We start from the raw sequence: 18,546 nt of genomic DNA, 5'->3' as shown, positions 1-18,546 counted from the left end.
GCCCACACCCGCGACGGTCGGTGCGGGGCCACGCTAGCGGCGCGGGGCCCAGCGCGCCCCTGCCGCGCCCGGGACCGCCGCGGGGGCGCGCACCGCCACGCGCAGGGCCGGCGAGGCGGCCGCCCCGACGAAGGCGCCGCCCGCGGTCCGGCCCAGAGGGGAGCGCAGCTGCAGGGTCCCCGCGGCCGTCACGGGCGCGACGAGCGCGACCCGGCCGGTGGCGTCCGTACGGGCCGCCGCCACCCGCGCCGCCGGGCGCCCGGCCCGGGCGGCCCACAGCTCCACGACGGCGCCGGCGACGGCGACGGGGCTGCTGCCCGTCGTGGGGCGGGTCGTCAGGCGGCCGGTCACGCGCACCCGCGCGCCGGCGACGGCGACCGACGCGGGCGCCGCGGCGCCCAGGGCGCCGGGCAGCAGCCGGGGCAGCACCACCCGGCGGCTGCTCGCCGGGCCGCCGACGGCCGAGCGCACCTCCACCGAGACGGTGTGCGCCGAGCCGGGCGCGAGCCCCGCGAGCACGACCGAGGCGGCCGTCGCCGGCAGGGCGCGGGCGGCGCCGCCGTCGACCCGCACGGCGTACCCGGTCACGGCGGCGCGCCCGTCCGCCGGCGCCGGCGCGGTCCACGCGAGGACCACGCGCCCGGGCGCGGGGTACGTCGTGGCCCCCGTCCCGACCGGCAGCGGGGGTGCGAGGGGCACCGGCACCGCCGCGGCACGGGGGCGCACGAGGCCCGCGCCGAAGGCGGTGTCGACCCCGGCCGGCCCGAGGTCCTCGGCCGTGCCCACCACCCGGGCGCGCACCGCGTCCGGCCCGGCCCAGGGCATCGCCGCGGCGGCGAGGGCCACGGTCGCGGCGGCGTACGGGGTCGCCATGGAGGTGCCGTCCATGAGCACGTAGCCGTCGCCGGGGAAGGTCGAGGCGATGTCCTGGCCCGGTGCGGCGACGTCGACCTGGGGACCGTGGGTGGAGAACGCCGCGCGCCGGTCCTCCGGCGTGGTCGCGCCGACGCAGAGCACCGTGGCGGCGCTCGCGCAGGGGTACTGCACCTCGTTGGCGCCGTCGCCGTCGTTGCCGGAGGCCGCCACCACGACCGCGCCGCGCGCGTGGGCGTGCCGCACGGCGGCGGCGAGCACCGACGACGCGCCGGCGCCGCCCAGGGACAGGTTGACGACGCGCGCACCGTGCTCGGCCGCCCACACGACCCCCTCGGCGACGTCCGCGTCGGTACCGCTGCCGTCCTCTCCGAGCACCCGCACCGGCATGATCCGCGCCTGCGGGAGCAGGCCCTCGACGCCGACGCCGTTGCCGACGGTGGCGCCGAGGATGCCCGCGACGTGGGTGCCGTGCCCGTCGGGGTCGCGCGCGGCGCCGGGGGCGAGCGCGGTGCCCGTCACGGCGTCGTACCCCGCCACCGTCCGCCCGGCCAGGTCCGGGTGCGTGGCGTCGACCCCGGTGTCCACGACGGCGACGACGGGCAGCGCGTCCCAGCCGGTCCCCGTGGCCGCGACGTCCGCGCGGAGGTCCTCGGCGGCCAGCCGGTCCAGCGGCCACTGGTAGCCCCGCAGCGGGTCCTCGTGGGCCCGGACCCTCCCCACCGGCGCCGCCGCCTCGACCGAGGGCTGCGCCCCGAGCAGGGCGGCGAGCCCGGCGGCGTCCGGCGGCGCCGAGGGGACCGTGCTGATCCGCAGCCGGTCGCCGTCCCCGACCGCGAGGGCGACCTGCCCGGCGCGCTCGCCGGGGCCGGGCAGCGCCGCCGCGGCGGCCCGCCGCTCGCCGGCGCCGAGGTCGGCCAGGACGTCGGCCGGCAGCAGGCCCGCCAGCGCGGCGGTCGCCGCCGCACCGTCCGTCGAGGCCGCGGCCGGGGCGGTCGCGCCGCCGAGCAGCGCCGCGGCCAGCACCGCCGCGAGAGCGGCCCGCGGGCGGTGGGCGGCACGACGGGTGACGGGCACGGGTCCTCCTCCTGCTGGTGGTGCGCCCGGGCGCCGGGCGTCCCGGTCACCGCTCGTCGCGGGACCCGGCACGTCCCTGTCGGCCGCACGGCCCCCGCGGCGAGCGCCTCGGCGCCACGGGCACCCGTACGGGCCAGCGCCGTCACCCGGCCGGTGCAGCGCTCCCGCTCAAGGCCGGGGCCGGGACCGCCGAGGAGCGCGGGAGAGCGCGCAGCGGCGCCGGGGGCGCACCGGCAGGCGGGACGGGTCCATGGCGGGGACGACGGGGACGACGGGTCGCACCGGCACGGCCGGGGCGACCGGGGACGGCACGACCGGCGCGGCCCGGGCCGGCACGACCGGGGCGGCCGGGGCCGGCCCGACCGGGCCGGCCGGGAGCAGCCCCCTCGACCGGAGGCCGCGGCGCGAGCGGCTCCGGGAGCGGGCCCGCCGCCACGAGCGCCCGCTCGTCGCCCTGCTGGCCGCGCTGCTGCTGGCCGCCTGGCTGGGCGGCAGCGCGCTCGTGGCGGACGGGCCGCACCCGCGCGAGGTGCCCCTCGACGCCGCGCTGCGGGCGGCCACCGCCGCGGAGGAGGTCTCGTACGAGGAAGGCCCCGGCCGCCTCGTCGTCACGGCACCGGACGGGGCGCAGGTCGTGTCCGCGGTCCCCCGGGCCGGTGCGGAGGAGGTGCTCGACCGCCTGCTCGACGCCCGGGTCCCCGTCGAGGTCGAGCCCGCGGGGCTGTCGCCGACCGACGTCCTGCTCCCCCTGCTGCCGGTGCTGCTCCTGCTCGCCGTCCTCGTCGTCGTGCTGCGCCGCCAGGGCGGCGCCCTCGGCCTCAGCGGCGGCAAGCGGTTGCCCGCCGAGGTCCCCACGACCCGCTTCGACGACGTCATCGGCGCCGAGGAGACCGTCGCCGAGCTCCGCGAGGTCGTGACCTTCCTGCACGACCCCGGCGCGTTCGCCGCCCTCGGCGCGCGCATGCCGCGGGGCCTGCTGTTCAGCGGCCCGCCCGGCACCGGCAAGACGCTGCTCGCGCGCGCCCTGGCCGGCGAGGCCGGCGTGCCGGTGTTCATCGTCTCCGGCTCGGAGTTCGTGGAGGTCTTCGCCGGCAAGGGCGCCGCCCGCGTCCGCGAGCTCTTCGCCCAGGCCCGCAAGCACCCGGCCGCGATCGTGTTCCTCGACGAGATCGACGCCGTGGGGCGCCGGCGCACCGAGGGCGGCGGCAGCGGCGCCGACGGCGAGGCGGAGCGCACCCTCAACCAGCTCCTCGTCGAGCTCGACGGCTTCGGCGAGCGCGGCCACCTCGTGGTCATCGGCGCCACGAACCGCCCCGAGATGCTCGACCCCGCGCTCACCCGCCCGGGGCGGTTCGACCGCACGGTCGCCGTCGGGCTGCCCGACCGGCGGGCCCGCGAGGGGCTGCTGCGGCACTACGCCGCCGGCAAGGTCGTCGCCGACGACGTCGACTGGGCCCTGCTCTCGCGCCGCACCCCCGGCATGAGCGGCGCGCAGCTCGAGCAGCTGCTCAACGAGGCGGCCCTGGAGGCCGTCCGCACGGGCGCCGCCCGCGTCGACGGCGACCACGTGGCGACGGCCCTCGCCACGGTCGCCCTCGGCAAGGCCAGCCGGCACGCGCTGGTCAGCGAGCGGGACCGCGCGGTGACGGCGTGGCACGAGGCGGGGCACACGCTCTGCGCGCTCCTGCTGCCCGGCGCCCACCCGCCCGTGCAGGTGTCGATCGTCCCCCGCGGGCACGCCGGCGGCGTGACCTGGATGGCCGGCTCCGACGACGCCTTCCTCGCCCGCAGCGCCGCGCACGCCCAGCTCGCCGTGGCGCTCGGCGGGCGCGCCGCCGAGGAGCTGCTGCTCGACGGCGACCCGACCACCGGCGCGCACAACGACCTCGAGAGCGCCACGTCGCTCGCGACCTCCCTCGTCGCCCGGTACGGCCTCGCCGGCACCCTCGCCGTCCACGACGGCCCCCCGACCGACGCCGTCCGCGCCCGCGTCGAGGAGCTCCTCGTCGACGCGCTCGAGCGCGCCCGCACCCTCCTGCGCGAGCACCGCGCCCTCCTCGACGCCCTCGCCGAGCTCCTGCTGCTCGAGGAGGACGTCGAGCACGCCGCCGTCGCCGCCCTCGCCCGCGCCCACGGCGTCGAGGCGGTCAACGTCCCCGGCCGCTGACGGCACCCCCCGCGCACGATCGCCGCGGGATCTCCGCCGCGACCACGCGCACGTGGCGACCATCCCCGCATGATCGCCGCAGGAGGTCCCGCCGCGACCATGCGCACGTGGCGACCCTCTCCGCATGATCGCCGCAGGAGGTCCCGCCCTGATCATGCGCACGTGGCGGCCATCCCTCCGCCGTGCTCCCGCGGGGATGGCGCGCCAGGGGCGGCGGCGCCTGGGCCGCGTCGCACGCGGGCAGCACCCCGGGCCGGGCGCCCCCGTTTCCGCCGGGGCGGGGCGGGCAGCGGGGGCGGACGGCGACAGGAGGTCCACGTGCAGGACGAGCAGGGCGCCGGCGCGCACGCCGCCGGGGGCCAGGACGAGGGGTCGGGGCACGCAGCGGCCGTGGCCGGGGCGGTGGGGGTCGCCGCGGCGGCCGCCGGTGCGCTCGCGGCCCGCGCGCTCAGCCGCGACGACGACGAGGCACCGGGGCGCTGGCGGGCGGTGACGGTGCAGGTGCCCCGCAGCGAGCTCGAGCGGGGGCTGCCGGCCCCGCTCGCCGAGCTGGGCGACGCGCTGGAGGTGCGCCTCGTCGACGCGCCGGGCGACCGCGGCACCGAGGTGCACGTGCGCCTGCGCGACGGGGAGCCGTCGGGGGTGTCCGGGGCCGCCGCGCGGCTCACGGGCCAGGACCCCCGGCAGGACGTCCGGCGCGCCCTGCGCGAGAGCAAGCTGCTGCTGGAGACCGGCGAGGTGCTGCAGCCGGACAGCACGGCGTCGACGGAGACCACGCCGGCCAACCTGCAGCTGCAGTGGGCCACCGGGCACGGACGGGACGAGGGGCGGCTGTGAGGGCACTGACCTGGCAGGGCGTGAACGAGCTGTCGGTCGAGGACGTCCCCGACCCGCACGTGCAGAACGACCAGGACGTCGTGCTCCGGGTGACCCGCACGACGACCTGCGGCTCGGACCTGCACCTCGTGGGCGGCTACATCCCCTTCATGAAGAAGGGGGACGTGCTCGGGCACGAGTTCGTCGGCGAGGTCGTGGAGGTCGGCAGGGCGGTGACCCGCCACCGCGTCGGCGACCGCGTCGTCGTGTGCTCCTTCATCGCCTGCGGGCGCTGCTGGTACTGCCGCAACGACCTGTGGTCGGCCTGCGACAACGGCAACCCCAACCCGGCCATCCCGGAGAACCTCTGGGGCTTCGCGCCCGGGGGGTGCTTCGGCTACTCGCACGTCATGGGCGGCTACTCCGGCAGCATGGCGGAGTACGTCCGCGTGCCGTACGCGGACTACGGCGCCTTCAGCGTCCCGGAGGGCGTGAGCGACCAGCGCGCGCTCTTCGCCTCGGACTCCGTGCCGACCGGCTTCATGGGCGCGCACCTCGGCGAGGCCGGCCCCGGCAAGGTCGTCGCGGTGTGGGGCGCCGGCGCCGTGGGGCAGATGGCGGCCCGCGGGGCGCAGCTGCTCGGCGCGGACCGGGTCGTCGTCATCGACCGCATCCCCGAGCGGCTGGCGCAGGCGGAGGACGTCATCGGGGCCGAGGTCCTCGACTACTCGGCGACCGACGTCGGTGGCGAGCTGCGCGAGATGACCGGCGGGCGCGGGCCCGACGTGTGCATCGAGGCGGTCGGCATGGAGGCGCACGGCGAGGGCGTCGCGGGCGCGTACGACCAGGTGAAGCAGCAGCTGCGGCTGCAGACCGACCGGCCCACCGCGGTGCGCGAGGCGGTGCACAACTGCCGCAAGGGCGGCAGCGTCTTCGTGCTCGGCGTCTTCGCCGAGGTCGTCGACAAGTTCCCCCTCGGCGCCGTGGTCAACAAGGGCCTGACGGTGCGCGGGGCGCAGATGCACGGGCACCGCTACATCCCGCGGATCCTCGAGCGCATGGCCGCCGGCGAGGTCACCACCGAGCACCTCGAGACCCACACGGTGGGCCTGGAGGACGCGCCGCGCGGCTACGCCATGTTCAAGGACAAGGAGGACGGCTGCGTGCGCTCGGTCGTCGTCCCGTGAGCGGAGCCCGGCGCCGCCGCTGAGGGCGGCTGCCGGGGGCCGGTGGACCGGCGCGGTCAGGGGCGGACCGGGACCTCGCGGTCCAGGTCCGCCTCGTCGGCACCGCGACCCCGCCGGGCCTGGGTGTAGGCGTCCGAGCGCACCCGGGCCAGCGGGCCCGCCATCCGCAGGCCGGGCAGCGGGTGGCGCACCGGCTCGTACGCCAGCGCCGGGTCCGGCTCGTCGGCCGCCGCGCCGGCGACCTCGAGGGTGCCGTACGGCTGCCACGGCCCCGCCGGCGTCGCGACGACCAGGTCGAGCAGCAGCGGGTCGGCGGCGAGCCGCTCGGGGAGGGTCGCCAGGTCCATCGGGACCCGCCGGCCGCCGGCGGGCGGCGCGACGCCCAGGACTACCTCGCGGCCCGTCGCGGTGCGGTAGGTCATGACCGAGCTGCACCGGGCGGCGACGTCCAGGCGGGGCGCGAAGACGAAGCGGCCCGGGACCCCCGCCGCCAGGCACGAGGCGAGGAGCAGGTCGGCGGGCCCGTCCGGGCCCGGGACGCGCAGGGCCAGCCCGAGGACGTCGGGCAGCGGGTGGGGCAGGCCGGCCGAGCGCGAGACGCGCACGGCACCGCGGTCCTCCCCCGCCTCGTCCAGCCAGGGCGCCCCCCAGCGGCCGCCGGCGGTGCGGCGCACCGTGGCGCGCAGCAGCACGCCGTACGGGTGCAGCGGCTTGGCCGCGCGCAGCGCCGCGACGCCGCGGAAGGCGGCGCCCAGCCCGGCGGACGCGGCGGCGGTCAGCGCCCCGGTGACGGCGCTCGTCACGGCGTCGGCGGGGTCGGGGGTCGCGGTGGCGGGTCGGTGCACGCGCCCGTGCTACCCGGACACGGCCGCGGGACGCGCGCGCAGGCCACCGTCCTGCGGTGCCGCGGGGCCCTCGGGTCAGGCGCCGCGGCGCCCGCCGCCGTCGGCGGCGCCGGGGTCCGGCAGGGACCCGGCCGGCCCGGCCGGGTCGTCGCCGGCACCGCGGCCGGGGCCGCCGTCGGCGGCGTCCGGCGCCCGGTCGTACCGCACGGGCGCGACGCCGCGGTCCGCGACGACCGGCGCGTACGCCCGCGAGGCCAGCCCGCGACGGGCGCGCGGGCGCTCGTCGTGGGGTACGTCGATGCGGCCGAGGTGCCGGCTCATCGAGCGCAGCAGCACCCACAGGGCGAGGCCGACGGCGACGATCACGAGGAAGCCCAGCAGGCCCGGCGTGACGTCGTACTCGTCGACGGCCGGGGTGGGGGTGGTGGCGGGCGTGGGGACGGCGAGCAGCACGGGGGGACCTCCTGCTCCCAGTGTGGCAGCCCGGGCCGGCCCCGCCCGCCGGGCGCGGGGTGAGCCGGCCCACCTCAGGCGAGGCGCTCGCGCACCCCCGCGAAGAGGTCGTCCTCGGGCAGCTCGACCGGGACGAGCGAGCGGGCCAGCTCGAAGTCCTCGGTCGGCCAGAGGCGGCGCTGCAGCTCGAGCGGGCAGGCGAACCAGAACCCGTCGGGGTCGACCTGCGTGGCGTGGGCCAGCAGGGCGCGGTCGCGCACCGAGAAGTAGTCCGCGCACGGCACGTGCGTCGTGGTGGCCCGGTCCTCGCGGTCCTTCCAGCGCTCGAGCATCTCGCCCCAGGGCGACTCCATGCCCTCGGCGAGCATGCCCTCGTGCAGGGCGAGGGTGCGGGCCCGGGAGAACGTCTGGTTGTAGTAGAGCTTCAGCGGCTGCCACGGCTCGCCGAGCCCGGGGTAGCGCTCGGGGTCGCCCGCCGCGTCGAACGCCGCCGCGGCGACCTGGTGGCACTTGATGTGGTCGGGGTGCGGGTAGCCGCCGTTCTCGTCGTACGTCGTCATGACGTGCGGGCGGAACTCGCGCACGAGGCGCACGAGCGGGGCCGTCGCCTCCTCCAGCGGCACCAGGGCGAAGCAGCCCTCGGGCAGCGGCGGCAGCGGGTCGCCCTCGGGCAGCCCGGAGTCGACGAACCCGAGCCAGGCCTGGCGCACGCCGAGGATCTCCCGCGCGGTGTCCATCTCCCGGCGCCGGATGTCGGGCAGGTTCGCCAGCACGTTGGGGTCGTCCTGCAGCCGCGGGTTGAGCACCGACCCCCGCTCGCCGCCGGTGCACGTGGCCACGAGGACGTCCACCCCCTCGTCGACGTAGCGCGCCATCGTGGCCGCGCCCTTGCTCGACTCGTCGTCGGGGTGGGCGTGCACCGCCATCAACCGGAGCCGCTCGCTCACCTGCTGACCTCCCTGCTGCCGCTCGTCCCTCGCGGGCCCCCGGACCGCGCCGCGACGGGCGGTCCCTCGGGGGAGAGGATGGCAGGCGTGCCCGACGGACCTGCGACCCCTCGCCCCGCGGACCGCTACGGCGACCGCACCGGCCCCCGCCACCGCGCCCGGGTGCGCGCCGGCCTCGCGCTGCTCCTCGCCGCGGGCGTGGCCCTCGTGGCCTGGATCGGGCTGCACCAGGCCGACCGCCCGGTGCGCGCCGACGTGGTCGCCTTCGACCTGCCGACGCCGACGTCGCTGCGCGCGCAGGTGCGGGTGCTCAAGGACGAGGGGGCGACCGTGGTCTGCCGCGTCGTGGTGCGGGACGCGGGCGCGAGCGTCGTCGGGGCCGAGGAGCTCGTCGTGGGCCCCGAGGCCGGCGGGCGCACGACGGTGCCCGTCCTGGTCGAGGCCAGCGCCCCGCCGGTCACCGCCGAGGTCGGCGACTGCCGCGAGGAGTGACCCCCGGCACGACCTCTCGTTAGACTGGCCGTTTCCCCGGCACGACCGGGCCACGACCACCAGACCGACCGAGGACGACGGAGAACCCCGTGACCGAGACGACCCCTGCCACGACCTGGCTGACGCAGGAGGCGTTCGACCGGCTCCAGGCGGAGCTCGACCACCTCTCCGGCGAGGGACGGCTGGAGATCGCCCGCAAGATCGAGGCCGCCCGCGAGGAGGGCGACCTGCGCGAGAACGGCGGGTACCACGCCGCCAAGGAGGAGCAGGGCAAGCAGGAGGCCCGCATCCGCCAGCTGCGCGACCTCCTCGAGCGCGCGCAGGTCGGCGAGGCCCCGCCGGACGACGGCGTCGTCGAGCCCGGCATGGTCGTCACCGCGACCGTGGCCGGCGACGAGATGACCTTCCTGCTGGGCAGCCGCGAGGTGGCCGGCGGCGACATCGACGTCTACTCCCCCACCTCGCCGCTGGGCGCGGCGATCAACGGCCGCTCCGTGGGCGACACGACGTCGTACGCAGCGCCGAACGGCCGGCAGATCGAGGTGCGGATCACCGCGGCCCGCCCCTACGCGGGCTGACCGGCAGCACCTCCAGCACCGGCACCGACCGGACCCGCGACGGGCCGGGCGCCCCTCGTCGCGGGCGCCCGGCCCCGTCGCCGTCCGGCCGGCCAGCAGCCGGCACCCCGGCGCCCCGGCCGTCCCGGCCGTCCCGCGGGGAGCGTCAGGCGGCGGGGCCGGTCCAGGGGTGCGCCGGGCCGCCCCGCAGCTGCCCGACGAGCTCGTGGACGTACCACCGGCGGAAGGCCGCGACCTGCGGCGGTGCGGCGAGGGTGAGCAGGTCGGTGCCGCGCCGGCACAGCTCGTCCGCCTCCTCGAGCAGGGCGAGGACCCGCGGCAGCGCGAGCACGAGCTCCTCGACCGCCTCGGGCGGCACGTCGTACGCCGCGTCGGTCCACGGCGAGCCCTCCCGGGCCGCGCCCGCCCGGGCCCGGTCGACGGCCTCGGCCAGCGGCTGGTAGCGGGCGAAGGTCGTGGGCAGCACGTGCACCAGCCGCCCGGCGGGCTCGGCGCTCTCGCCCTCCCCCGCGGCGGCCAGCAGCCGGAACTCGCGCAGCAGCTCGGCCCGGTGCGCCTCCGAGCGGGCCCACAGCGCCACCGGGGCGTGCAGCAGGCGCAGGCGCACCTCACCGTCCTCGGGCCGCGCGCCGGGCGCCGACGGGGGCACCGCGGGGCCGACCGACGGGCCGGCAGCCGGGCCGGCAGCCGAGCCGGCAGCCGAGCCGGCGCCGCTGGACGCGGCCGGCGGCGCGGCGGCTCCCCGCTCGCGGCCCGCACCGGCGGCCCCGCGGACGTGCCCGCCGGCGCCCCCGCCGGCCCGCTCCGCGCCACCGCCGGCCGGGCGGTCGTCCGCCGCCGGCCCCTCGAGCTCGGCGAGCCAGTCCGTCGCGAGGAAGCCCTCGAGGCCCGCCGCCTCGTCGGCGCCCTGCGCCCCCCCGGCGCCCGCACCGTCGGCACCGTCGGGACCGTCGGCACCGCCGCCGGACCCGGCCCGGCTGCGCAGCGGGACGCGGAAGCGGACCGACTTGCCGCTGCCGTCCGGCGCTGCCGTGGCGGCCCAGTCCTCGGCGAGGCCGACGAGCAGGCGCAGGCCCCGTCCGGTGGTGCTCGTCGCGGCGAAGCGGTGCACGACGGGCAGCGCCTCCTCGCCGTCGCGCACGTCGACGACGACCCCGTCGCCGTCGCCGCAGACCGCCACCGAGAACGGCGTGCCCGCGTGCAGCAGGGCGTTGGTCGCGAGCTCGGAGGCCAGCAGGACGCAGGTGTCGACCACGGCCTCGTCGGCGCCCCAGCCGCGCACCCGCTCGGCGACGAACCGCCGGGCCGCGGCCACGCTCGACGGCTCCGGCGCCAGCTGCAGGGCCGCCCCGCCCTCTCCGGCGCACGGGGCCACCTGCCGACGGCTCACCACCCCCACCGCACGCCCCCGCCCCTCGTCGTCGCCGCGCTGTCCCGGCCGGCCCCCCGCCGGCGCGGCGACCTCGCGAGCGCTCTTCCCCCCGCGGCCACCGTCAACCACGCGGGGCGGCCGCGCCCCTCCGCGCCGGGCCGGCAGGGCGCCGGCCCCGCCCGGGGGTCAGCGCGCCGCGGCCTTGCGGTAGCGGTTGACCGACAGCGGCACGAAGACGGCCAGGATGAGCAGCGACCAGCCGACCGAGACGAGCGCGGCGTGCTGCAGCGGCCAGGCCTCCACGGGGATCGACGACTCGTTGCCGAAGAGGTCGCGCACGGCGGCCGCGAGCGCGCTGACCGGGTTCCACTCGGCGACCACGCGCAGCACGTCGTTGAGCCCCGCCGGCTGCACGAACACGTTGGACAGGAAGGTCACCGGGAACAGCCAGATGAATCCGGCGCTCTGCGCCACCTCGACGCTGCGCACGGCGAGCCCGATCGTCGCGGAGATCCACGAGAAGGCGTAGGCGAACAGGAGCATGAGCAGGATGCCGGCCGCCACCGGGAGCGGGCCCGTCGTCGGGCGCCAGCCCACGAGCAGCCCGACGAGCACCATGACGACGAGCACGAGGGCGTTGTTGAGCAGGTCGGCCGCCGTGCGCCCGACGAGCACGGCCGAGCGCGCCATGGGCAGGGACCGGAACCGGTCGATGATGCCCTTCTGCAGGTCCTCGGCGAGGCCGAGGCCCGTGAGCGCCGAGCCGAACACCAGGGTCTGGGCGAAGATGCCGGGGATCAGGTAGTCCTCGTACTCCACCCCGGGGACCTCGATCGCGCTGCCGAAGACGTAGACGAACAGCACGATGAACATCACCGGCTGGATGAGCGAGAAGACGATGACGTCCGGGATCCGGCGCAGCTTGGTGATGTTGCGCCGGGTGACGGTGAGGCCGTCGGACAGCGTGTCGCCGAGCGCGCTCACGGGCGCACCTCCTCGTGCTCGCGCCCCGCGGGCGCCGGGTCGGGGGACGGCTCGTCGTCGCCGGCGGCCCGGCCCGTCAGGGCCAGGAACACGTCGTCGAGCGAGGGCCGGTGCAGGCCGACGTCGAGCAGGGCGACGCCGCGGTCGTCGAGCTCGCGCACCGCGGCGAGCAGGCTCGCCGGGCCCGCGCCGACCGCGACCGACACCCGCCGCGAGCCCCGGTCCACCACGGGCTCGGCGGTGCCGACGCCGCGCAGCACCCCCTCGGCCGCGGCCAGGCCGGCCTCGCCGTCGACCACGACCTCGAGCGTGTCACCGCCCAGGCGGGCCTTGAGCTCGTCGGCGGTGCCGCGCGCGATGACCCGCCCGCGGTCGACGACCGCGATGGAGTCGGCGAGCCGGTCGGCCTCCTCGAGGTACTGCGTCGTCAGCAGCAGCGTGACCCCGGAGCGCACGAGCTCGGCGATGACCTCCCACATCTCGAGCCGGCTGCGCGGGTCGAGCCCGGTCGTCGGCTCGTCGAGGAAGAGCACCGGCGGGGTCGCGACGAGCGCGCCGGCCAGGTCGAGGCGCCGGCGCATGCCGCCGGAGTAGGTCTTGACCGGCCGGTGCGCCGCCTCGGTGAGGGAGAACCGCTCGAGCAGCTCCTGCGCGCGCGCCCGCGCGCCGGCCTTGCCGAGCTTGTAGAGCCGGCCGAACATCTCGAGGTTCTCGTAGCCCGTGAGGTACTCGTCGACCGCCGCGTACTGCCCCGACAGGCCGATGCGCCGGCGCACCCCCGCGGGGTCGGCCAGCACGTCGACCCCGGCCACCCGCGCGCTGCCCGCGTCGGGCTGCAGGAGGGTCGCGAGGATGCGCACCGTGGTCGTCTTGCCCGCGCCGTTGGGGCCGAGCAGGCTGAGCACGGTGCCCTCCGGGACCTCGAGGTCGACCCCGTCGAGCGCCGTCACCTCCCCGTAGCGCTTGACCAGCCCCTCGGCGCTGACCGCCACCGCCACCGCTGCCCCCTCCGGGTCGACGCTCGCGGGGCGCGCCCCGCCCGGCGCGCCCCGGGACCCGATCCTGGGCCAGCGGCGCCCGCGGCTGCCACCGGTTAACCCCCGTCGCCGGGTCCGCGGGCAACCTCCCACGGGGGACCGACAGGTTCCACCTCAGGCGCGCTCGACCACGTGCCCCGCGGCGCGCAGCCGGGCCACGACCTCCTCGGCGTGCTCCGCGCCGCGCGTCTCCAGGCGCACCACCGCCTCGACCTCGTCCACGGACAGCCGGGAGTCGGTGCGCACGTGCTCGACCTCCAGCACGCTGGCGCCCGTGGCGGCGACCTCCTGCAGGACCCCGGCCAGCGAGCCGGCCCGGTCGAGCAGGCGCACCCGCACCGCGAGGTAGCGCCCGGCCACCGCGAGCCCGTGGCGCAGCACGCGGACCATGAGCAGCGGGTCGACGTTGCCGCCGGAGAGCACGGCGACCACGGGGGGCTCGTACCGGCCCGGGTCCTCGAGCAGGGCGGCCACGGCCGCGGCGCCCGCCGGCTCCACGACCAGCTTCGCGCGCTCGAGGCACAGCAGCAGGGCCCGCGAGAGCGTCGCCTCCTGCACGGTCACGACCTCGTCGACGAGGTCGCGGACCAGGCCGAAGGGCACCTCGCCCGGGCGGCCGACCGCGATGCCGTCGGCCATCGTCGCCATCCGCGGCAGGGCGACCGGGCGGCCCGCGCGCAGCGAGCCCGGCCAGGCCGCCGCGGCCGCCGCCTGCACCCCGACGACCCGCACGTCCGGCCGCAGGGCCTTGACGGCGACCGCCGTGCCGGCCAGCAGCCCGCCCCCGCCGGTGCACACGAGGAGGGTGCGCACGTCCGGGCACTGCTCGAGCACCTCGAGGCCCAGCGTGCCCTGGCCGGCGACGACGTCCTGGTGGTCGAAGGGGTGGATGAGCGAGGCGCCCGTCGCGGCCGCCCGCTCGCGCGCCACGTCGAGCGCCTCGTCCACGGTGGTGCCGGCGAGGACGACCTCGGCGCCGTACGCCCGGGTGGCCTCGACCTTGGGGATCGCCGCGCCGACGGGCATGACCACGGTGGCGGCGGCGCCGAGCAGCGAGGCGGCGAGGGCGACGCCCTGCGCGTGGTTGCCGGCGCTGGCCGCGACGACGCCGAGCGCGCGCTCGTGCGCCGGGAGCCGGGCGATGCGGGTGTACGCCCCCCGGATCTTGAAGGAGCCGGCCCGCTGCAGGTTCTCGCACTTGAGGTGGACCGGGCCGCCCACGGCCTCGGACAGGGGCCGGCTGCCCTCGAGCGGGGTGCGCCGGGCGACCCCGCGCAGCAGCTCGCGGGCCGCGAGCACGTCGTCGAGCACCACGGCAGGGACCACCACGGCGCGCAGTCTGCCAGCCGGGTGGCGCGCGCCCCGCCAGGGCTACAGGCGGCCCTGCGCGCGACCGACACACGTTGTGTGGACAACAGCGCCCGCACCCTCCGCCCCCTCGCGCTCCTCGGCGCCCTCGCCGCCGCCGCGGCGGCCGTGCTGGCCCCCGGGCCCTCCCCTGCCGGCCCGGGCGCCGCGGCCCCCGCGCCCGAGCGGCTGACGACGGTGGTGGAGGCCGCGACGGTGGACGGGACGCCGGTGCTGGAGCACCGCGAGGTCACCGACGTCGCGGGCGGCGCCGCGACGGTCGTGTCCACCACCACCTCCGCCCCCCGCACCGCCGCCGCCGCGGCCCCGTACGCCTTCACCGTCAGCGGCCCGCAGGGCGCCGCCCACTGGGACCGCTGCACCCCGGTGCGCTACCGGGTGAACACCGCCGGGGCCCCCGCCGGCGCGCTGGCCGATGTGCACGAGGCCGCGTCGCGGCTGGCGAACGCCTCGGGGCTGCGCCTGGTCTACGCCGGCACGACCGCCGTGCAGCCGCTGCGCAGCGGGTGGACCGGGGCGGTGCCCGAGAGCCACCGCTCGGACATCTACGTCGGCTGGTCCGACGCCCGGTCCGTGCCCGCCCTCGCCGGCAGCGTCGCCGGGCTCGGCGGCGCCTCCACCGTCGAGGTCCGCGGGCGCGAGCGGCGCGTCGTGCTCGGGGCGGTCGTCCTGGACCGCGCCACCGCGCTCACCCCCGGCTTCGGGCCCGGCGCCAGCCGCGGCACCCTCCTGCTCCACGAGCTCGGCCACGCCGTGAACCTCGCGCACGTCGCCGACCCCGCCCAGACCATGCACGGCACGATCTCGGGGGCCTCGCGGCCGGCGTACCGGGAGGGCGACAAGGCCGGCCTCGGGCTGCTGGCGAAGTCCCGCTGCTTCTGAGCCGCCCCGCCGACCACCCGCCGACCACCGCCGACCACCCGCCGGCGCCGGCGCTCGCGGGGGGCCCTGGCGCGACGTACGGTCGTCGCGTGACCCGACCGAGGACCCTCGGCGAGCTCCGCGCGAGCGGGCACGCCCACAAGACCGTCAAGCAGGAGATCCGCGACAACCTGGTCGCGCGCATGCGCGCCGGCCTCACCACCGCCGAGCGCTGGCCCGGCATCGTCGGCTTCGACGAGACCGTCCTCCCCCACGTCGAGCGGGCCCTGCTCGCCGGCCACGACGTCGTCCTGCTCGGCGCCCGGGGCCAGGGCAAGACCCGCCTCATCCGCACCATCGTCGGCCTGCTCGACGAGTGGACGCCCGTCGTGGCGGGGTCCGAGACCAACGAGCACCCGTACGAGCCCATCACCCCCGCCTCGCGCCGCCGCGCGGCCGAGCTCGGCGACGCGCTGCCCGTGGAGTGGCTGCACCGCTCGGAGCGCTACGGCGAGAAGCTCGCGACGCCCGACACCTCGGTCGGCGACCTCATCGGCGACGTAGACCCGGTCAAGGTGGCCGAGGGCCGCGCGCTCGGCGACCCCGAGACCGTGCACTACGGCCTGGTGCCGCGCACCAACCGCGGGGTCTTCGCCGTGAACGAGCTGCCCGACCTCGCCGAGCGCATCCAGGTCTCGCTGCTCAACGTGCTCGAGGAGCGCGACATCCAGGTCCGCGGCTACCAGCTGCGCCTGCCGCTGGACCTGCTCGTCGTGGCCAGCGCCAACCCCGAGGACTACACCAACCGCGGGCGCATCATCACCCCGCTCAAGGACCGCTTCGGCGCCGAGGTGCGCACGCACTACCCGCTGCGGCTCGACGACGAGGTGGCCCTGCTGGAGCAGGAGGCGCAGCTCGAGGCGGTCGTCCCGCGGCACCTGCTCGAGGTCGTCGCCCGCTTCACCCGCGCGGTGCGCGAGTCGCCGTCGGTGGACTCCCGCTCGGGGGTGTCGGCGCGCTTCGCCGTCGCCGGCGCCGAGACCGTCGCGGCCAGCGCGCTGCGCCGCGCGGCCATCGCCGGCGAGGACCGCCCCGTCGCGCGCGTCGCCGACCTCGCCGGGATGCCCGAGACGCTGCAGGGCAAGGTCGAGTTCGAGGTGGACGACGAGGGCCGCGAGCGCGAGGTGCTCGACCACCTGCTGCGCCGGGCCACCGCGGAGACCTTCCGCCGCCGGCTGGGCGCCTCCGACCTGTCCGGGCTCATCGCGCGCTTCGACGAGGGCCTCGTCGTGGAGAGCGGCGAGCTCGTGCCGTCCTCGACGCTGCTCGAGCAGCTCGGCCCGCTGCCCGGCCTCGCGCACCTGCTCGAGCGCCTCGGCATGGACGACGCCGCGGAGGAGCCGGCGCTCGCGGCGAGCGCCGTGGAGTTCGCGATGGAGGGCCTGTTCCTCAACCGGCGCATCGCCAAGGACGCGGTCCCGGGCCGCACGGTGTACGGCGCGGCATGAGCAGCCCCTACCGCTACGGGCAGTTCCACGAGGGGCCGGACCCCCTCGCCCCCCCGTACGACGTGCGGGCGGCGGTCGACGCCCTCGGCGACGGCGTCCTCGCGGGGCAGACGCCCCGCGAGGCCCTGCGCGACCTGCTGCGCCAGGGCCTGCAGGGGCGCAGGGGCCTGGACGCGCTGCGCCGCGAGGCGCGGCGCCGGCGCGAGGAGGCGCGCTCGCGCGGGCGGCTCGACGGCACGCTGGAGGAGGTGCGCGCGCTGCTCGACCGCGCCGTCGGCGAGGAGCGGGCCGAGCTCTTCCCCGACCCGTCCGACGACGCGCGGTTCCGCGAGACCCAGCTCGACGCCCTGCCCGCCGACCCGGCGCGGGGGGTGCGCGAGCTCTCGTCGTACGAGTGGCGCTCCCCGCAGGCCCGGGCGACCTTCCAGGAGCTGCAGGACCTGCTGCGCCGCGAGGTCCTCGACTCCCGCTTCCGCGGGATGAAGCAGGCGATGGAGTCGCCCGACCCGCAGGCGATGGCGCGGGTCAAGGACATGCTCAACGACCTCAACGCGATGCTCGAGGCGGACGCCCGCGGCGAGCACACCCAGGAGGCGTTCGAGGGGTTCATGCGCCGGCACGGGGACCTCTTCCCCGACGACCCGCAGGACCTCGACGAGCTCGTGGACGCCCTCGCCCGGCGGGCCGCCGCCGCCGAGCGGATGATGCAGTCGCTCACCCCCGAGCAGCGCGACGAGCTCGCCGCGCTCGCCGCGCAGGCCCTCGCCGACCTCGACCTGGCGCAGGAGATGGACCGGCTCTCCTCCGCGCTGCGCCAGCGGCGCCCCGACCTGGACTGGCAGGGCCGCCAGCGGATGCGCGGCGACGAGCCGCTGGGCATGGGCGACGCGACGTCCGCGCTGGAGGACCTCGCCGACCTCGAGGAGCTCGAGGCGACGCTCGGGCAGGACTACCGCGGCGCCGACCTCGACGACGTCGACGAGGAGGCGGTCCGCCGGGCGCTGGGTCGCTCGGCGGTCGACGACCTGCGCGCGCTCAAGGAGCTCGAGCGCGAGCTGGAGCGCCAGGGCTACCTGCAGCGCGAGGGCGGCCGGCTCGAGCTCACCCCGCGCGCGGTGCGGCGCCTGGGGCAGACCGCGCTGCGCCGCGTCTTCGCCGACCTCGACGGCGCGGGCCGCGGCGGGCACGACGTGCACGACGCGGGGGCCGCCGGCGAGCGGACCGGCGCGACCCGGCCGTGGCGCTTCGGCGACGAGCAGCCGGTCGACGTGGTCCGCACGCTCTCCAACGCGGTCCGGCGCACCGGCGGCGGGCGCCCGATCCGGCTCGACGTCGAGGACTTCGAGGTCGTGGAGACCGAGCGGCGCACGACCGCGGCCGTGTGCCTGCTCGTCGACCTGTCGTACTCGATGGTCCTGCGCGACACCTGGGCCGCGGCCAAGCAGACCGCGCTCGCCCTGCACAGCCTGGCCACGACGCAGTTCCCGCAGGACGCGGTCCAGCTCATCGGGTTCTCGTCGTACGCCCGCCCGCTGCGGCCCGCGGAGCTGGCCGGGCTCGAGGCGGACATGGTGCAGGGCACGAACCTGCAGCACGCGCTCATGCTCGCCGGCCGGTTCCTCGACGAGCACCGCGGCGCCGAGCCGGTCGTCATGGTGGTGACCGACGGCGAGCCGACGGCGCACCTGCTGCCGGACGGTCGGCCGTGGTTCGCCTGGCCGCCGGAGCCGGAGACCATCACGGCGACGGTCGCGGAGGTCGACCGGATGACCCGCCGCGGCGCGGTGCTCAACGTCTTCCTCCTCGACGACGACCCGCGGCTGCGCGCCTTCGTGCAGGAGGTCGCGCGGCGCAACGGCGGGCGGGTGCTCTCCCCGTCGCCGGAGCGGCTCGGGGCGTACGTCGTCGACGACTACCTGCGGTCGCGGCGCGGGCGGCGCGGGCGGGGGCGGCGGGCGTCCTGAGCGGCCCGACGTATCCT

General features: G+C 78.3%; 16 protein-coding genes. 8 read left to right on the top strand and 8 right to left on the bottom strand.

The annotated features are described in order from the left end of the window. Nucleotides 1-33: 33 nt before the first annotated feature. Complete coding sequence (locus D5H78_RS03050; RefSeq protein WP_119948881.1) at nucleotides 34-1,950, bottom strand: S8 family serine peptidase; 1,917 nt, start codon at nucleotides 1,948-1,950, stop codon at nucleotides 34-36. A 250-nt stretch (nucleotides 1,951-2,200) separates the two neighbouring features. Between D5H78_RS03050 and D5H78_RS03045 the strand changes: the two genes are divergently transcribed. The 3 genes from D5H78_RS03045 (at nucleotide 2,201) to D5H78_RS03035 (ending at nucleotide 6,120) form a co-directional block, all read left to right on the top strand. Further along, on the top strand, nucleotides 2,201-4,117 hold the full coding sequence (locus tag D5H78_RS03045) for an ATP-dependent metallopeptidase FtsH/Yme1/Tma family protein (RefSeq protein ID WP_119948880.1): 1,917 nt from the start codon (nucleotides 2,201-2,203) through the stop codon (nucleotides 4,115-4,117). 318 nt (nucleotides 4,118-4,435) lie between these two features. Continuing rightward, nucleotides 4,436-4,954 carry a hypothetical protein gene (locus tag D5H78_RS03040; RefSeq protein WP_119948879.1) on the top strand — a complete coding sequence of 173 codons (519 nt, stop codon included), beginning with the start codon at nucleotides 4,436-4,438 and terminating at the stop codon, nucleotides 4,952-4,954. Then, nucleotides 4,951-6,120 (top strand): zinc-dependent alcohol dehydrogenase, encoded by a 1,170-nt coding sequence (locus D5H78_RS03035; protein ID WP_119948878.1) that lies wholly within the window; start codon nucleotides 4,951-4,953, stop codon nucleotides 6,118-6,120. The genes D5H78_RS03040 and D5H78_RS03035 overlap by 4 nt, the downstream gene beginning before the upstream one ends. 56 nt (nucleotides 6,121-6,176) lie before the next feature. Here D5H78_RS03035 and D5H78_RS03030 read toward each other — a convergent pair whose 3' ends face one another. The 3 genes from D5H78_RS03030 to mca all read right to left on the bottom strand — a co-directional run bounded on the left by D5H78_RS03030 (nucleotide 6,177) and on the right by mca (nucleotide 8,365). After that, a complete protein-coding gene (locus tag D5H78_RS03030) occupies nucleotides 6,177-6,965 on the bottom strand; it encodes a hypothetical protein (RefSeq protein WP_218566158.1) in 789 nt (262 codons plus the stop codon). A gap of 75 nt (nucleotides 6,966-7,040) precedes the next feature. Further along, nucleotides 7,041-7,418 (bottom strand): hypothetical protein, encoded by a 378-nt coding sequence (locus D5H78_RS03025; RefSeq protein ID WP_119948877.1) that lies wholly within the window; start codon nucleotides 7,416-7,418, stop codon nucleotides 7,041-7,043. A gap of 74 nt (nucleotides 7,419-7,492) precedes the next feature. Then, nucleotides 7,493-8,365, bottom strand: a complete 873-nt coding sequence (gene mca, locus D5H78_RS03020; RefSeq protein ID WP_119948876.1) for a mycothiol conjugate amidase Mca — start codon at nucleotides 8,363-8,365, stop codon at nucleotides 7,493-7,495. Nucleotides 8,366-8,452: 87 nt separating this feature from the next. Between mca and D5H78_RS03015 the strand changes: the two genes are divergently transcribed. After that, entirely contained in the window at nucleotides 8,453-8,857 is a 405-nt protein-coding gene (locus D5H78_RS03015; RefSeq protein ID WP_165865573.1) for a DUF4307 domain-containing protein, read from the top strand. Between the two features lie 89 nt (nucleotides 8,858-8,946). Next, a complete protein-coding gene (gene greA, locus D5H78_RS03010) occupies nucleotides 8,947-9,435 on the top strand; it encodes a transcription elongation factor GreA (protein ID WP_119948874.1) in 489 nt (162 codons plus the stop codon). Nucleotides 9,436-9,580: 145 nt separating this feature from the next. Here greA and D5H78_RS03005 read toward each other — a convergent pair whose 3' ends face one another. From D5H78_RS03005 to ilvA, 4 genes are all read right to left on the bottom strand, one after another. Further along, on the bottom strand, nucleotides 9,581-10,825 hold the full coding sequence (locus D5H78_RS03005; protein WP_133411991.1) for an ATP-binding protein: 1,245 nt from the start codon (nucleotides 10,823-10,825) through the stop codon (nucleotides 9,581-9,583). 168 nt (nucleotides 10,826-10,993) lie between these two features. Next, nucleotides 10,994-11,791, bottom strand: coding sequence for an ABC transporter permease (locus D5H78_RS03000; protein ID WP_119948872.1), 798 nt, complete (start codon nucleotides 11,789-11,791; stop codon nucleotides 10,994-10,996). Next, nucleotides 11,788-12,789, bottom strand: a complete 1,002-nt coding sequence (locus tag D5H78_RS02995; protein ID WP_119948871.1) for an ATP-binding cassette domain-containing protein — start codon at nucleotides 12,787-12,789, stop codon at nucleotides 11,788-11,790. The genes D5H78_RS03000 and D5H78_RS02995 overlap by 4 nt, the downstream gene beginning before the upstream one ends. A gap of 153 nt (nucleotides 12,790-12,942) precedes the next feature. Beyond that, complete coding sequence (gene ilvA / locus D5H78_RS02990) at nucleotides 12,943-14,157, bottom strand: threonine ammonia-lyase (RefSeq protein WP_218566157.1); 1,215 nt, start codon at nucleotides 14,155-14,157, stop codon at nucleotides 12,943-12,945. Between the two features lie 78 nt (nucleotides 14,158-14,235). Between ilvA and D5H78_RS02985 the strand changes: the two genes are divergently transcribed. The 3 genes from D5H78_RS02985 (at nucleotide 14,236) to D5H78_RS02975 (ending at nucleotide 18,529) form a co-directional block, all read left to right on the top strand. Continuing rightward, a complete protein-coding gene (locus D5H78_RS02985; protein ID WP_119948869.1) occupies nucleotides 14,236-15,078 on the top strand; it encodes a zinc metalloprotease in 843 nt (280 codons plus the stop codon). Nucleotides 15,079-15,167: 89 nt separating this feature from the next. After that, entirely contained in the window at nucleotides 15,168-16,565 is a 1,398-nt protein-coding gene (locus D5H78_RS02980) for a sigma 54-interacting transcriptional regulator (RefSeq protein ID WP_119948868.1), read from the top strand. Next, on the top strand, nucleotides 16,562-18,529 hold the full coding sequence (locus tag D5H78_RS02975) for a vWA domain-containing protein (RefSeq protein WP_119948867.1): 1,968 nt from the start codon (nucleotides 16,562-16,564) through the stop codon (nucleotides 18,527-18,529). The genes D5H78_RS02980 and D5H78_RS02975 overlap by 4 nt, the downstream gene beginning before the upstream one ends. The last annotated feature ends 17 nt before the right edge of the window (nucleotides 18,530-18,546 follow it).

Origin of the sequence: Vallicoccus soli, from assembly GCF_003594885.1 — a bacterium.
Lineage (GTDB): Bacteria > Actinomycetota > Actinomycetes > Motilibacterales > Motilibacteraceae > Vallicoccus > Vallicoccus soli.
This window is presented reverse-complemented; position numbering and strand designations above follow the sequence as displayed.